The organism is Bdellovibrio sp. SBM16 (assembly GCF_056175625.1).
On record NZ_JBJKJG010000007.1, the window covers coordinates 118,532 to 133,656 of the forward strand.

The 15,125-nt window shown below is 41.4% G+C and carries 17 protein-coding genes; 6 read left to right on the forward strand and 11 right to left on the reverse strand.

Annotated features, from left to right (window positions below; all coding sequences use genetic code 11):
* Positions 1-5: 5 nt before the first annotated feature.
* The 5 genes from AC04MM_RS08795 to AC04MM_RS08815 form a co-directional block, all read right to left on the reverse strand.
* On the reverse strand, positions 6-953 hold the full coding sequence (locus tag AC04MM_RS08795) for an HTTM domain-containing protein (RefSeq protein WP_475379973.1): 948 nt from the start codon (positions 951-953) through the stop codon (positions 6-8).
* On the reverse strand, positions 925-1,392 hold the full coding sequence (locus tag AC04MM_RS08800; protein ID WP_475379974.1) for a hypothetical protein: 468 nt from the start codon (positions 1,390-1,392) through the stop codon (positions 925-927). Before AC04MM_RS08800 ends, AC04MM_RS08795 begins: the two co-directional genes overlap by 29 nt.
* Before the next feature lie 53 nt (positions 1,393-1,445).
* The gene (gene scpB, locus AC04MM_RS08805; RefSeq protein ID WP_475379975.1) at positions 1,446-2,819 is read right to left on the reverse strand and encodes an SMC-Scp complex subunit ScpB; all 1,374 of its coding nucleotides are present in this window, start codon (positions 2,817-2,819) and stop codon (positions 1,446-1,448) included.
* 2 nt (positions 2,820-2,821) lie between these two features.
* Entirely contained in the window at positions 2,822-4,180 is a 1,359-nt protein-coding gene (locus tag AC04MM_RS08810; RefSeq protein WP_475379976.1) for a segregation and condensation protein A, read from the reverse strand.
* 175 nt (positions 4,181-4,355) lie between these two features.
* Positions 4,356-5,024, reverse strand: a complete 669-nt coding sequence (locus tag AC04MM_RS08815; protein WP_475379977.1) for a site-2 protease family protein — start codon at positions 5,022-5,024, stop codon at positions 4,356-4,358.
* A gap of 122 nt (positions 5,025-5,146) precedes the next feature.
* Between AC04MM_RS08815 and AC04MM_RS08820 the strand changes: the two genes are divergently transcribed.
* The 3 genes from AC04MM_RS08820 to AC04MM_RS08830 are packed head-to-tail and all read left to right on the forward strand — an operon-like array spanning position 5,147 to position 7,835.
* Complete coding sequence (locus AC04MM_RS08820) at positions 5,147-6,310, forward strand: acyl-CoA dehydrogenase (protein ID WP_475379978.1); 1,164 nt, start codon at positions 5,147-5,149, stop codon at positions 6,308-6,310.
* Between the two features lie 23 nt (positions 6,311-6,333).
* Complete coding sequence (locus AC04MM_RS08825) at positions 6,334-7,086, forward strand: SDR family NAD(P)-dependent oxidoreductase (RefSeq protein WP_475379979.1); 753 nt, start codon at positions 6,334-6,336, stop codon at positions 7,084-7,086.
* Entirely contained in the window at positions 7,083-7,835 is a 753-nt protein-coding gene (locus tag AC04MM_RS08830) for a pseudouridine synthase (protein WP_475379980.1), read from the forward strand. The genes AC04MM_RS08825 and AC04MM_RS08830 overlap by 4 nt, the downstream gene beginning before the upstream one ends.
* A gap of 35 nt (positions 7,836-7,870) precedes the next feature.
* Here AC04MM_RS08830 and AC04MM_RS08835 read toward each other — a convergent pair whose 3' ends face one another.
* Positions 7,871-8,659 carry a DUF455 family protein gene (locus AC04MM_RS08835; RefSeq protein ID WP_475379981.1) on the reverse strand — a complete coding sequence of 263 codons (789 nt, stop codon included), beginning with the start codon at positions 8,657-8,659 and terminating at the stop codon, positions 7,871-7,873.
* Positions 8,660-8,778: 119 nt separating this feature from the next.
* On the opposite strand from AC04MM_RS08835, the gene AC04MM_RS08840 reads away from it, so the two are divergent.
* On the forward strand, positions 8,779-9,480 hold the full coding sequence (locus AC04MM_RS08840; RefSeq protein WP_475379982.1) for a YebC/PmpR family DNA-binding transcriptional regulator: 702 nt from the start codon (positions 8,779-8,781) through the stop codon (positions 9,478-9,480).
* A gap of 79 nt (positions 9,481-9,559) precedes the next feature.
* Here the strand turns inward: AC04MM_RS08840 and AC04MM_RS08845 are convergent, their stop codons facing one another.
* The 3 genes from AC04MM_RS08845 to AC04MM_RS08855 are packed head-to-tail and all read right to left on the reverse strand — an operon-like array spanning position 9,560 to position 11,267.
* The gene (locus tag AC04MM_RS08845; RefSeq protein WP_475379983.1) at positions 9,560-10,039 is read right to left on the reverse strand and encodes a hypothetical protein; all 480 of its coding nucleotides are present in this window, start codon (positions 10,037-10,039) and stop codon (positions 9,560-9,562) included.
* A gap of 17 nt (positions 10,040-10,056) precedes the next feature.
* Positions 10,057-10,485, reverse strand: coding sequence for a SufE family protein (locus AC04MM_RS08850; protein WP_475379984.1), 429 nt, complete (start codon positions 10,483-10,485; stop codon positions 10,057-10,059).
* On the reverse strand, positions 10,470-11,267 hold the full coding sequence (locus AC04MM_RS08855) for a hypothetical protein (protein ID WP_475379985.1): 798 nt from the start codon (positions 11,265-11,267) through the stop codon (positions 10,470-10,472). Before AC04MM_RS08855 ends, AC04MM_RS08850 begins: the two co-directional genes overlap by 16 nt.
* Before the next feature lie 177 nt (positions 11,268-11,444).
* Between AC04MM_RS08855 and AC04MM_RS08860 the strand changes: the two genes are divergently transcribed.
* Both AC04MM_RS08860 and AC04MM_RS08865 read left to right on the forward strand, forming a co-directional pair.
* Complete coding sequence (locus tag AC04MM_RS08860) at positions 11,445-11,699, forward strand: hypothetical protein (protein ID WP_475379986.1); 255 nt, start codon at positions 11,445-11,447, stop codon at positions 11,697-11,699.
* Between the two features lie 28 nt (positions 11,700-11,727).
* Complete coding sequence (locus AC04MM_RS08865; RefSeq protein WP_475379987.1) at positions 11,728-11,940, forward strand: hypothetical protein; 213 nt, start codon at positions 11,728-11,730, stop codon at positions 11,938-11,940.
* Between the two features lie 91 nt (positions 11,941-12,031).
* Here AC04MM_RS08865 and mutS read toward each other — a convergent pair whose 3' ends face one another.
* Together mutS and AC04MM_RS08875 are read right to left on the reverse strand one after the other, a co-directional pair.
* Positions 12,032-14,518 (reverse strand): DNA mismatch repair protein MutS, encoded by a 2,487-nt coding sequence (gene mutS, locus AC04MM_RS08870; RefSeq protein WP_475379988.1) that lies wholly within the window; start codon positions 14,516-14,518, stop codon positions 12,032-12,034.
* Positions 14,519-14,657: 139 nt separating this feature from the next.
* On the reverse strand, positions 14,658-15,125 hold the full coding sequence (locus tag AC04MM_RS08875; RefSeq protein WP_475379989.1) for a GNAT family N-acetyltransferase: 468 nt from the start codon (positions 15,123-15,125) through the stop codon (positions 14,658-14,660).

A 15,125-nucleotide genomic window follows, 5' to 3' on the forward strand; every position in this document is an offset into this window, starting at 1 on the left:
AGGTTTTATAGGGTTATAAGCTTTTGAAACTTCACAGGAATAAGTTTTTCCATGAATTGTCTCAGATTGGTACGGTAACTGAATAAAACATAGGTCGAGACCATTACTAATGAAAACGACATAAGTCCTAATAAAACACCAATCATCAGGTGAAACACCACCCCAAGACTTAACCACAACAGCCGCGTGCGCTTAACAGAAACCATTACCCAGAAATAAACTTCAAAGATAATCGTCACAAAAGTTCCGATCGCAAAAAATACCGGAAAGTTTTTTAAGAATAATAAGTCAAAATCGGTAAATTGCGGATTTACCAAAACCGTCCAAAGAGCGGTCCCATCCCACCAGGTTTGACCTTTTAATTTTTCAAAACCTGTGTAGGCATAGATAGTAAAAAGTTGTAACTGCAAAAGTCTAAAAAAAACCGTGCTTAACTGGTCACTCCAGGATTTCGGGTTGTAGATAACCACTTTTTTACGAAATAAACCACGCAACGAAAAGTATTCATTGCAGCGGGTAAAGCTTAAGAAAAATAAAAACAACGTACCGATCACATCGGCACCAAACAGCACTGAGAAATTGCGCTGAATAAATCCCTGCGCAATGATCCAGGTCAAAATCATCAGAATTCTGTTAGATAAACCCAGCGTCGCAAGCAGCAAAAGCACAATGTAGAAAACGTGTACGGCGGCGGCCAGACTATCGGGCCAGAAAAATAATTTAACGTAGGGTTTATAGAACTCGCTAAAAACATCAAAGGCATTAGCCGCTGGAATCAACGCCTCTGGGCCATACTGATCAACATTGAGCTGGCGCCAGCAAGCGATATAAAACATGACACCACAAAGCAAAAAGCGAAACACGCCAAGACGTTCAAAATGACCTTCAGCAAAGAGAAACTCATTAATAAGTTTCTTAAAATTATTAACCTGGTCTTTGGCAGCTATAAACATTTTGATTCAACTCTTCAGTGGTAAGTAGATCGCTATATGGCGTATCTTTTAAGGCAATAACTTTATCTAAACTTGGAATACGGTTTAAGATTAACTGAAACTGAACTTTTGTGGCTCCCGGGTTTTGTTTACAGACCCACGGCACAAAAAACTGCTGCACACGAACCGGATCGATAACTATAAAACGCATCATATAGTTATGACGGCGCACATTCATTGCAAAATCAGAACCGTCTTTTTGCTCTGGATAGAAAAACTCTTTAGATTCCTGGGTCGGATTACCGTAATCATCTTCATAGTGGATGATATAGTGCACATACATGATATGGGCCGGATCAGGAGAGAAAAAATTCCAGGTCGTGTTGACGCCGGTGGTATTAGCCACCGCAAAGTAATACTGACCTAAATAGCGCCCTAAAAACGAAGACCCGTTTCCCATGACGATCATCATGGAAACGAAGTAAATAAATACACAGGTCAGGATAATGCGGCTTATGCAAGCTCTCCATCGATTGGAGTTTCGCCGTCGTCATCGGCTTCTTCATACATCGGAAGCTCATCAGCTGAGTCTTCATCAGATTCTTCAGCGTCATCAGCGGCAAGCATAGCGCCCTCACCCGCTTCGATCTGATCGATATTCTGCTCGGTAGCCTGTAATTCTTCCGAAGCTTGCTCATCTTCAACAAAGTTTGCCGGCACAGAACTGCCTTGTGCGGCCATAGCCAAAGCTTCTTCATATTTTTTTAGCCAGTTTACATCACGGCGGGGAACCTCTTCACCCATCGTCATCGCATCGCGGATATCCTGGGCTTTTTCAGCATCACGTTTTTGTTTTTGACGGATTTTTTCCTGCTCAAAAAAATCTGAAGATGTAGAGATGGTTTGAAGATCTGCCTCGATTAAACCTAACTCTTCTTCACCTTGCGAATAACTGACTTCTTTAACTTCCTGAGACATAGAATCAGTAACCATCGATAAGGTAGGTTTTTCTTCTTCTTCTTCACCGATGCCTTCAGGCAATAATTCATCAATCTGCGATAATGTCGGAAGTTCTTTTAAATTGCGTAAACCAAAAATTTCCAAGAATTTTCTGGTTGTTCCGTACTGCATTGGGCGTCCCGGTAGGTTTTCGGCTTTACCTTCGAAGCTACAAAGGCCTTTTTCCATTAAAGCACGCAGTAAGTGACCGGATTCAACACCGCGGATTTGATCGATTTCATTTTTAACAACCGGTTGCTTGTAGGCTACAATTGCCAAAGTTTCCAAAGCAGGCCCTGATAACTTAAACGAACGTGCCTTAATAGTGCGGCGGATAAAGTTCATATTATCGATCTTAGTACGTAACTGGTAACCGGCTGTAACTTCTTCTAACGTTACCCCGCGGCGGCCACTGGCGTATTCTACGGCTAAATTATCTAAGATACGCTTGATTTTATCCTTACGTACATTTGTGCCTTTAAAAACTTCTTTGATAGAGGCTAAAGAAACCGGACGGTCAGAAGCAAATAAAATAGATTCAATGATGCTTTCAGCATGTTCGTCTTCAACGAATTCAACTTCGTCGATTTGCGCCGACTCAAAACCATCAAGTTCTGATCCTTCAAGATCTACGTCTGCACCGGCAGCCGACATTTCTTCAGACTCTTCTTCAGAGGCTTCAGGTAAAAAACCTTCAGATTCAGCTTCTTCAGACTGAAATAAATTAGCTGTAATTTCGATGTCGCCGCCTAAATCAGCAGATAAATCCTCTACAACCGAGGCCTCTAAGCCTTCAGCTTGCGTGTCTTCGTTTTGCGCCTCTACATTTTGCTCTTCAACAACTGCAGCTTCGACAACTTCTTTAGCTTTTTTAGATTTTCTAGCCATAATTACACTTGCCCTTCTGGTTCACGATTAAATTCATCTTTTTGCTCAACAACTTCTTGTTGTTCCGGCTGAGCCATTGGTTCTGGTTGATCATTAAATAATTCAAAAGCTTCAATTGCATTAGCAACTAAAGTTTCGACCGAAGCAGGAGCTGCAGGAGAAGCCTCAATCGTTTCTGCGGTGTTTTCAAAACTTAAAACCGTCTCTTCCTCAACAAAATCAACTGTCTCTTCGATCATTGGCGTAAACAAAACTTCTTCGGCAATTACCGGCACTTCCGGCGTTTCTGTAATATCTTCGTTAAAGTCTCTAACTACGTTTAAGTCCAATTTAATATCGGCTGAATCAATCTCCATTTCAGCAGCTAAAATCTCATCATCTGAGGCCATGTCTTCAGATAACGACAGGTTTTCGCCTTCTGCCAGAGTTGCAGCAATTGTCTGTTCAAATGACAACTGTTCAGTCTGAGCGTTTACACCGCCATCCTGTAACACGAAGGTCTGCGGCTCAGAATCGATATTCTCAAGCTCTTCTTCTGTAATAACATTTGATTTCTGAAACAGATTTTCAGCTACCTGATCAGCATCAATGTTACCGTATTCTTCAACTTTTGAAAGAACATCACCTTCAACGGCCTTTTTCGGATTGACGTAGATATCGCCGTAGTTTTCTGTTTGGTAAACAGAAACATAGCCCATTTTACCTAGCTCTAATAATGATAAAAATGTGATTAAGCGATTACGTGAACGTTCTTTCAAATCTTCGATAGTGTGATTTAAAAGCTCAAACATCGTAACCTGACGACCAGGAATCAACAGGTCTTTCATTTCTAAAATACGACTACCGATTGACTGCAGTTTCACCGTAACTTTATGAATACGCTTAAGTGATGCCTTAATCATTTTACGGTATGAACCGATTAAAGAAAACAGGGCGTTATCTTCTAATTCAATTTCGTCTTCTTTTTCGTCCATTTTTTCGCGGAATCCGCGCGGCCATTGGTCACGGTTTAACAGCGGACGGTCATAGAGTGCTTTTGCAGCCTCTTTGAATTTTTCGTACTCTAATAGCTTTTGAACTAACTCTTTACGCGGATCTTCAGCACCCTCAACGATTTCACCGTTTTCGTCATACTGCGGAAGAAGCATACGCGACTTAATCTGAATTAACGTCGAAGCCATCGCGATAAAATCGCCGGCAACTTCGATATCAAATTCTTTCATTAATTTAATGAATTCAAGGTATTGCTTCGTAATTTCAGTGACGTTGATATTAAAGATATCCATTTCGTCTTTACGAATAAGATACAATAATAAATCCAAGGGTCCTTCAAATTGTTGAAGCTGAACGCGTATACTCATGCTGCATCTAACCTTATATTTAAACTTGGTTCGTCATTAACGAAACGTTTTAAAACTTATTTGCTCGCATCCTACGAACTATTACGCATCCAGCACTGATAATTGAAGCAAGCGTTTTTGGGTTATTCAACAACTTTCTTATGAATTGCCCAAAGATTAATGCATTATTTTTTGATTAGAAAACGGACATCACGGTCGTAACAATCAAGCGATACAGAAAATCCATCGGATAAGAAAGTATGCTCATCAATACACCAGAAAACAGTAAAACCAGCAAAATAATGCCTGAGATTTGCTCGTGTTTTTCAAGCTCGTAATTTAGCGATGCCGGTAAAAAGCGCGCTAACACTTTACCACCGTCTAAGGGGTGTAAAGGCACCATATTAAAGACCGCTAGCAATATATTGGTGCCGATAAATGTCTGAGCAAACATATTTACACCTGACGCATAATCGGTAAAAAGTTGAAATTTTAAAATAACGGCCCAAATTATGGTTGTCACCAGAGCCAGTAAAACGTTTGAAAGCGGCCCTGCCAGCGCGATCCAGAACATATCCGTGCGCACGTTTTTAAGATTTCTCGATTCAACCGGAACCGGTTTTGCCCAACCGAAGATAATCGGCGAAGCCATTGCACTGGTCATAAGAATCGAAACAATCGGAAAAATGAAAGTACCCATCAAATCGGCGTGCGCCATTGGATTCATAGTTAAGCGCCCCATACGCTCTGCCGTATGATCGCCGCGCCATTTGGCCACTAAGCCATGGGCAAATTCATGGAAACACAAGGCAAATAGCAGAGGACCGAAAAAAATAACCAGTTTTTGTACAATATTAGAATCCATTTCTTCATGGTCTTCTGTACGAGAACAAAAAACACTATTTGACTCAAAGTGTTACTTGCCTCAGACGCATGAAAGTTCTAATTTAATGAGCGAAAAATAAAATTGCATCGAAGGAGATTAAGATGATTGAAAACGCACGTCCCGCTTTAACTATGTGGTCAGAAGATGAAGTGGCTTTCCGCGAAGCCGTAAGATCTTTTGCTGAATCAGAAATCAAACCTCACGTTACACACATGGATGAACAAGCCCAAATGAAACCAGAAATCGTTTCTAAACTATTTGAAATGGGTTTAATGGGTATCGAATCTCCTGAACAATACGGTGGCGCAGGTAGCTCAATTGCTATGGCTTGTATCGCTATCGAAGAATTAGCTCGTATTGACGGTTCTGTGTCTGTTCTCTGCGACGTACAAAACACTTTAGTAACTAACGCCATCATCCGTTGGGGTACTCCAGGATTAAAAGAAAAATACTTACCAAAACTGGCTCGTGAATGGGTTGGGGCTTACTGCTTATCTGAATCGTCATCAGGCTCAGATGCATTTGCTTTAAAATGCCGTGCCGAGAAAAAAGACGGCAAATGGATTTTAAACGGTCACAAACTTTGGATCACCAACGGTAAAGAAGCTTCATTCTTTATCGTATTTGCCAATATGGACCCGGCAAAAGGCTATAAAGGCATTACAGCTTTTATCGTTGAAAAAGGTTTTAAAGGTTTTACGGTAGGTAAAAAAGAAGACAAGCTGGGTATCCGCGCGTCTTCAACCTGCGAATTAGTTTTTGAAAACTGCGAAGTACCGGAAGAAAACGTTTTAGGTGAAATCGGAAAAGGTTATAAAATCGCGATTGAAACTTTAAATGAAGGTCGTATCGGTATCGGCGCCCAGATGGTTGGTATCGCACAAGGTGCTTATGAAGCTACTTTAAACTACATCAAAGGCCGCGAACAGTTCGGTAAAGCGATCGGGCAATTTCAGGGCGTTCAATTTCAATTGGCACAAATGCGTATCGAATTAGAAGCTTCTCGTCTGATGGTTTACAACGCTGCCCGTTTAAAAGACGCTGGTCAGGATTTTATCGAAGCAGCGGCTATGGCTAAATACTATTCGTCAAAAGTGGCAGAAAAAGTAACTTCGATGGCCATCGATCTATTCGGCGGCAACGGCTTTACGAAAGAATACCCAGTAGAAAAATTCTGGCGCGACGCTAAAATCGGTCAGATCTACGAAGGTACTTCAAATATGCAATTACAAACGATTGCTAAAATTGAATTAGACCGCGCCTAGTGCGCAGGATACAAGGCTCAAGTATGCAAGAAGCTGTAGTTATCACTGGTGCAGGTAGCGGAATCGGCGAAGCTGCAGCTTATAAGTTTGCCAGCGAAGGCTTTGATTTACTATTGATCGGAAGAAATTCTGAAAAATTAGATAAAGTTAAAGCCCAAGCCCAAGCAAGAAATATCAATATCAAAATCGAAACCTTGAGCATGGATCTTAAGGATTTCGATGCCGCTAAACTTCAAACAAGTCTTTCCAAGCTTTCAAAGCCGACTATCTTAGTAAATAACGCCGGTGTTTACACACAAAATAAACCCGACGATACAAATATTGATGTCTGGAAAGAAATGTTTGAAGTAAACCTATTTGGTTCAGTTAAAATCACGCAAGCTCTGTGGCCGATTTTTAAAGCCAACAAACGCGGCTCGATCGTTAACGTAGCTTCTACACTGGGTGTAAAGCCAGCACCAAACACTTCAGCCTATTCAGCTTCAAAAGCTGCTATGGTGAATTGGACAGTGGCGTTGGCGCAAGAAGGTGGCGAATTCGGAATTCGCGCAAATGCAATCTGCCCGGGCATTGTCGAAACCCCGATACATGGGTTTTACCATGCCAAGGCCAGCGATAAAGATAAAATCTATTCAGGTATCACCGGCATGCAGTTACTTAAAAAAATCGGCCGGCCTGAGTTTATTGCCGAAAGCATTTTCTTTTTCGGTTCAGAACAATCGACCTGGACAACAGGCGCAATCCATAACATCGATGGCGGGATCAATATCAAGTGAGCGAACCAATTCGTTTATCTAAATTAATGTCAGAACGCGGTATCTGTTCACGCAGAGAAGCTGATGAGTACATCGCCAAAGGCTATGTCTTTGTTAACGGCGAAAAAATCACTGAGCTCGGAACAAAAGTTCTGCCCGATGTAAAAATCACCCTTTCTGCTGAGGCGATGAAACAGCAAAAAGGCTTAATAACAATTATGTTAAACAAGCCAATTGGTTATGTCTCGGCCCAACCGGAACCAGGCTACGAGCCGGCGATTAAATTAATTACGCCGGAAAACCAGTTCAAGGATCACCCAACCTACAAACAACGATTGAAAATTGGTGATTTGAAAAATATTGCTGTCACTGGGCGCTTAGATATCGACTCACAAGGTTTACTGATCTTTACCCAGGACGGGCGTATCGCAAAAAAAATTATCGGCGAAAACTCAGAGGTCGAAAAAGAATATATCGTGCGCGTAAAGTACCTCGGGCCTGAGGGTAAGCTTCCGATGGAAAAATTAAAATTATTAAATCATGGCCTTGAACTTGATGGCGAAAAATTGAAACAGGCCAAAGTCGAATGGATCAACGACGATCAATTGCGTTTCGTTCTGAAAGAGGGAAAAAAACGCCAGATCCGAAGAATGTGCGAATTAGTTAATTTAAAAGTTAACGGTCTAAAACGCGTACGCACCGGCAAATTGAAACTAGGCGATCTTCCAGAAGGCCAGTGGCGTTTTGTCACTGATAAAGAAGAAATCTAAACGCTTCAACATTTACACAAAAAATTGCCTTTTAGCTATTTTTTAGCCGATGGATGCTTTTCTAAAAAAGATTCACGCAGATTTTGTAAATATTTAATTTCTAAGTCAGTAAATCCCGCTTTTTTACGAAGATCGATATTAATCGGCTCCATGCGTTTTGGAAGCGACCAGCGCAAATCACGCATGCGTTTTGGGTAATCGGTTTCAGGATCGATGTTTTCTTGCTTACAGATTTTTACATACCACTCTGAGCCAAATAAAACGTGCCCGACTTCTTCACGGTTAATTCTTTCAACGGCCATTAAAACTGATTTTGAATCGACTCCCTTTAACCTACGGATCAAAGTGTCGCCAGCATCCAGCCCGCTACCTTCCAGATAGCGGTGCACTATGAGAATACGGTCAAGTAAAGTGTCTTTAGTGCTGGTGCAATCCCATAAAGCCGTGTGGGCCGGCCAGTCACCCCACTTGTGCCCGAGCTTTTCAATTTCGATAAGGCACATTTCTAAATGGTCGGCTTCGGATTTTGTGACCGCGAACAATTCTTCTTTAAAGGCCTGTGGAGCTTCGGGAAAATCACAGAGCGTACGAAGACCTAACTCCATCGCCTGCAATTCAATATTGGCCAAATCATGCAGCATACGGGCCTGGCCGGCAGAAGTTGATAGACCTTTTTTATCCGGATGAAAGCGTAAAGGCATTACCGGGACATCCCGGGCTGGGGCTAGATTTTCAGTTGATAGCCCCACACTGTTCTCTAAGCTGGTCATCGACTTAACCATTTCAATTTTCTTAAAGATGTTTTTTTCAGCAAATGCCCACATAACAGCCTAATGAAATAGTCCAAATTCACTTCTTGCGCAAGCTCATCCCTAGACAAAGTATAGGGCTTTTTATTACCATATCCCTTTAATACGACTTCAAGTTTAATTAGGAGCTAGTCATGGGTAAAGGTTGGAAAGCCGCCGGCAAAACAGAAAACGCACAGAAAAAAGGACAAATGTTCACCAAAGCTGCCAGAGAGATTGCGGTAGCCGCAAAAGCAGGAGGCCCCAACCCTGACATGAACGCCCGCCTGCGGTTGGCAATTGATATGGCTAAAAAGATCTCTTGCCCGAATGACACTATTGATCGTGCCATCAAAAAAGGAGCAGGCCTTTTAGATGATGGTAAAGTAATTGAAGAATTAACCTACGAGGGCTACGCCCCACACGGTGTTGGCGTGATCGTTGAATGCCAAACCGATAACAAACACAGAACAGCTCCCGAAATGCGCGCGATATTTAAAAAATACGATGGTAACTTAGGCGAATCTGGCTCGGTTGCCTGGATGTTTACGCACTGTGGATTTATCGTGGCTGCTAAAACTGGCTCGTTTGATATCGACGAAGAAGCTATTGAGTCTGGTGCCGATGATGTTTCTAAAAATGAGGATGGCTCATATGAATTCATCACCTCATCCGAGAACTTAGCCGCTGTCGGAGAAACTTTAAAAAGCCGCGGCTGGGTTGTGACTGAATCATACTTGGGATATAAAGCCAACAACACCACGGAACTTACCGAAGAGCAGCTTAAAGATGTACAAGAGTTTTTAACTGCGGTTGATGATCTTGACGATACCCACAAAGTTTACGCCACAGTTTAAGATCATTACACGGCTTAAAATAAAAAAGAGCGCTTAACAGATTAAGCGCTTTTTTTATTTTATCTTTTAAACAGTAAAATTAAGCTCTGCGAGAGTTGCTGGCCACTTTACGCTTGGAGCGCGGGCGGGATTTTTTCTTAGATTCACATTTTGGCAACTCAAGTTTATCAGTCGCCTGCAACTCGCCCAGCTCGCAGTCGTCTAAACTGATTTTTACAAACTGATACTGCCCGTCATTCTTCATATACGGATAAAGTGCATTTCTTTGTTCATCGATATAAAAAGTGAATTTAGAAAGATCGCCCAAAGCCTGCCATTTATCGCTTGGCCATTGGCAGATTTTTTTTCCCAGATCGTTCACGATAGAAATATCGTTTTCTAAAATAACGCTGTTTCTTAAAGTTCCAAAAATACGCTTATTACCGCGCGATAAAAGCTTATCTTCTTCCATCACTGAGCATACTTTTGGGGCATCTTTAACTTTGCGCATGCGGATACGTCCAGCTTCCGCGGCAATACAAAACGAGATCACAATCCATAGTGATAAAATAAGTTTCATAATAATTATGGTAGGGGCTATTGTTTCGAAAGTAAATAGGCAAAAGCTGTCGCGTAGTATTTAATTTGTTTTATCATCGAATATAAGCCATTTGTACGAGAAGGAGACAGTCCTGAATCAAGACCTATATCCTTTAAAAATCCCGCGTCATATTTAATGATATCTGAGGGAGTTTGCCCCGAATAGACCGATAAAACTAGAGCTACTAACCCACGTACGATAATCGCATCACTATCGCCGATAAAAAAAACTTTACCGTCTTTTAAGTCGGCCTTAATCCACACCTGCGACTGACAGCCTTTAACTTTTAAATCTTCTGTTTTTAGGTCTTCCGGAATGCCCGGCCAGGCTTTTCCAAGCTCAATTAATTTTTCGTATTTCTGTTCCCAGTCAGTGATTTTTGCAAACTGGGCCACCATTTCCTGAGCTTTTACTTCGATAGACATAGGTAACTTTCTATCACTCTTTTTTCTAAATTCAAACCTTGTTCACCTAAAATTTCGCGGAAAGATTTACGCGTTTGTTTTTGAACAAGCTCATAGCAAGACAGATAAAACTCTTGCACGTCTTTATACCCGTTCCAGAATGGTTTTAAGTCATTTGCTGGGATTGATTTTAAAGTTTTTTCGGCTTTGCTAAATTCACGTTTATTCAAAAACACGAGCTGATCCGAGATATCCCGGGGCGAAAAATCCTTCATCACCAGGCAATCTTCAGCTAAGGCCATCTCGACGTAGCTTAAATACTCCTTCATTTCTGTCCATAGATTTTGGCCAGATTTTCCGTAATCACTGCGGCAGAAAAACGTCGTGCAAACAACACCACGAAACTCCCAGATGCTGCAGCGGTTTTTTTCTGTGTCGTAGTAGTGGCACAACAAATCTTTACGATTACCGAAGTCGTGCTGTTTTTTATTGATAAAACGATACTGGTAATCAAAGTCAGGAAAAATACCAAGCGGTAGAGCAAACCGGCTTTCTTCGATCATTTTTTCAATGACTTTATGCCCATCTAATTTTTGTGCTAAAATCCCGCCGACGGCAAAATTAGGGATAAACGGAACAAAAGTACAACATTTTAAATTGGCCTCATAGCTATAAGGAAATCTTTTGTCTCGGGCGCGCAGGCAATTATCACAGGTCGCTTTTGTTTCTGCGATATCGAGATTTAAAATTTTTCGGTCTAAAAATTTTTGATAGACCTCGGGCAAAACCTGTTTAAATGCCATACTCTCACTTTGAGACGGGTGTTATGCCCGTTCCTACACCTGTTATTAAACTAACACCCCTTACAGGGTCAAATCCACCCTATTTGCTTAAACTGGATCAACCTGAACCGGTCTATTGGCACAGCGATTGGATATAACTCCTATATACGACGAGCTTTAAAAACAAAGGAGCACTGTATGAAAACAACATTACTACTTATCACCCTAGTAACAGCATTAGGTTCGACTTCCTTCGCGGCTCCGAAATCGTGGTCTTTTACCTACAAACCAAAAGCAAAAGACGCTTTCACGCTTACATTACAGGCAGAAACAAAACAAGAAGCCTTCAAAGTTGCGTCAAAATCATGCTTCCAAAAACTTACCAATGGCGAATACCCAGGCGAAGAAAAAGGTCTAGAATACATTGATATTTGCGCTAATCCAAAAATGTAGTTATGATGGTCTCTATAACGGAGATCCTATGGGTATTTTAAAAACAATTGGCGATGTGCTTTTCGGTAAAGATCCTGAAATTTTCGACGACAAAGGCAACGTGGTCCATAAGCTTCCTAAACGTAAATGGGACGACTGGGCAAACCGCTATATCAAAGGTGATGAGTACAACTGGAGAACCCACGTAGGCACAAAAGCGGGCGCAAAAAACGATCCAGCTCCAAAAAACGCCAAGAATTAATATATAATTAAATTACTAATAAAAAAGAGCAGCCGATAAAGCTGCTCTTTTTTTTATTCTCAGCTCAATAAACTATGAGTTCAAAGAGCAGCTAATTAAGCTGCTCTTGCCATTTAGCAATCTGGTTTAACGCCTGTAACGGCGATGTGTTTGAGATTGAAAGCTGTTTTAACTCATTCATCAAAGCCTCGGCCTTTGGATCAATAGCAGGCTTATCAAACAGCGATAGCTGGTTTGTCGATTTTGTTGGTTTTTCATTTTTTGCTGCTTGCGGCGCTGGCGCTTCAAGGACTACTTTTTTATTTTCTAAATTCGCCAGTAATGATTTTGCCCTGTCGGTGATTGACTTAGGAAGCCCCGCAAGTTCAGCGACCTGCACCCCGTAACTTTGCCCTGCCGGACCGAAGTTTAAGATATGTAAAAATTCGATTTTACCGCCGTGATCATGAATCTTCATATGCACGTTTTTAACCTGTGCAAAAACTTGATCCATCGAAGTTAACTCATGGTAATGAGTGGCAAAAAAGACCTGCGATTTAACGTTGTTTAAAATATGCTCTAAAATACTTTGCGCCAAACAAAGACCATCAAACGTAGCGGTACCGCGACCAACTTCATCCAGGATCAAGAGTGAATTCGGCGTGGCCTGTTTTAACATCGCTGCTGTTTCTGTCATTTCAACCATAAATGTTGAAAGACCTTCTGATAACTGATCACTCGCGCCGATTCGGGTAAAAATAGAGTCGTACAATGGCAAAGTGGCTTCAGTGGCTGGAACGTATGACCCCATCTGAGCAAGTAATGCCGTTAAGGCCACTTGACGCATTAAAGTCGATTTACCGGCCATATTCGGGCCAGTGATCAGGTAACAGTCGTTTTTATCCAGAGTGATGTTATTAGCTACGAATTTACCACGTTGAAATTGTTCAACCACTGGATGGCGGGACTGGATAAGTTTTAGTTCACCAGTTGCTGCAAATACCGGACGGCAATAACTTTCTTCTAACGATAACCACGAAAGCCCTGATAGAACATCTAACTCTGCACAGTAGCTCGCAAGTTTTAAAAGCTCGCTCGCTGTATTTAAAACTTTATTTCTTAAGGCATCAAAGATGGCAAACTCTAAGTCATTACGCTTAGTCTGCGCAGATAAGACCTTTTTCTCTAATTCAATTAACTCATCCGTACAAAAGCGCTCTGCATTGGCTAACGTTTGTTTGCGCTGATAATGGCCTGGCACCTTATCTTTGTGTAAATGTGTGATCTCGATATAGTAACCAAACACATTGTTATAGCGGATTTTAAGCGAGTTAATGCCTGTAGCTTCTTTTTCTTTAGCTTCAAGGTTTTCAATGTGTGCCTGTGCATTAGTCGATAATTCGATTAATTCATCAAGTTCTGCGGACACACCTTTTTGAATAAGAAAGCCCTGTTTAAGTGTTAGCGGCGCATCTTCTAAAATCGTGGCTTTAATTTCGCTGGCTAAAGCCGTTAACACTTCGGTATTGATTTGCGATGCGAGGATATTCTTAGATTTCGCGAAAGCATCCAGAGCGTAATCGACCGAAGTTGCAAGACTTGTTAAATCGCGGGCATTACATTGCGGCTGTGCGATCTTAGACATGCGACGTTCGATATCACCCATACCGGATAAAATCTCACGTAGTTTTTTAAGCAAATACATATCTTCACGGAAGAAATGAATTAGGTCTAAGCGCTTTTCGATAGCTTGTTTATTGCGTAGCGGAAATAAAATCCATTGCCGCAATAAGCGGGCTCCTGAAGATGTCTTCGTGCGGTTAATAGCCTGAAATAACGAACCCTGCTCATCCCCTTTGTAGGTAGAAAAGATCTCAAGGTGACGTAATGTTTGCGTTGATAGATTTAACCGGTGCTCAGTTTCACGCTGAACAAATGGCTTTAGAACTTTTTGAATTTTTTCATCAGCCAGACTTAAGACATATTGCTGTAATAAATCAGCCGATGCCGGGGAATTAGGTAAAACTTTATCTGCAACTTTAAAATTTGTAACTAACGGTAGCGACTTTTTAATGATCTCAAGCTGTTCAGCAGTAAATTGTGAATCATCAAGCACGAGCTCTGCCACCGGAAGAATCTGTATTAATTTTAACTGAGCCGTTAAATCAGCTACTAAAAAATAAAACGCTTCACCGGTTGTGGTATCAATAAAACTTACCGACTGGGCATCAAGAGCTGTAATGTAGTGGCTTTGCGTTGATTCTAACGTGTCCGAATCATAAACCATACCTGGAGTTAAAATGCGGGTTACCGCACGTTTAACCAAACCTTTAGCTAATTTCGGATCTTCGATCTGGTCGCAGATTGCAATCTTTAAACCCGCGGCCAACAGCTTATTGATCGGACCAGAAATTGAATGATGGGGAACACCGCACATCGGGGTTTGATCTTCGGATTTTTTATTTCTTTGCGTTAACGTGATTCCTAAGATCGGCGCAGCCTTAACCGCATCGTCATAAAACATTTCAAAAAAATCACCCATGCGAAAAAGCAAGATCTTATCTTGATGCATGGATTTAATATCCCAAAACTGTTTCATTAGGGGTGTTAATTCGCCGTCTTTTTTAGCCACGTTTTACCTCTGATAAAGTCCAATTATAAGGTGTAAAAAAGGGCCTATAAAGTTTCAATGTAAATAGGTGGTTTTTGCCTTTTTTTGCTGTGCGTATTATGGGTGCTTATTTAAGTGGCTTTATCATCTCAAGTTGCTGCGGAATAAAGCCTAATTTTTGATTAAAAGCGATCATCTTCTGATTGGAATAATAAACCTGCGTGCTGATAAGTTTTGCGCCCTGAGATTTAGCCCAGTCTTCACCGCGTTTTTTAAGTTCAGATCCTATGCCGTTTTTTCGGTAATCATCATGCACCCAGAGTGAATAAATATGTCCGCGCAGCTGACTATGTTTTTCTTCCAACACCAACCAGTGCATACCGATGACTTGATGTTTTGGGTTTTTAGCAACCATCAGCCAGGCCGTTGTTCCAAATGCCATTTTTTTTAATTCTTCGACCCAGAATATCACCCTGGCCTCAGTTACTTTGTGGTGCGGATCCCAGTTCTGCGGAGCGCTCTCATGAATGTAGGCTACCGATCGTAACTCAGCTTCATCATTAATGTTTAAAAGCGAGTATTTGATTGGCTGCAT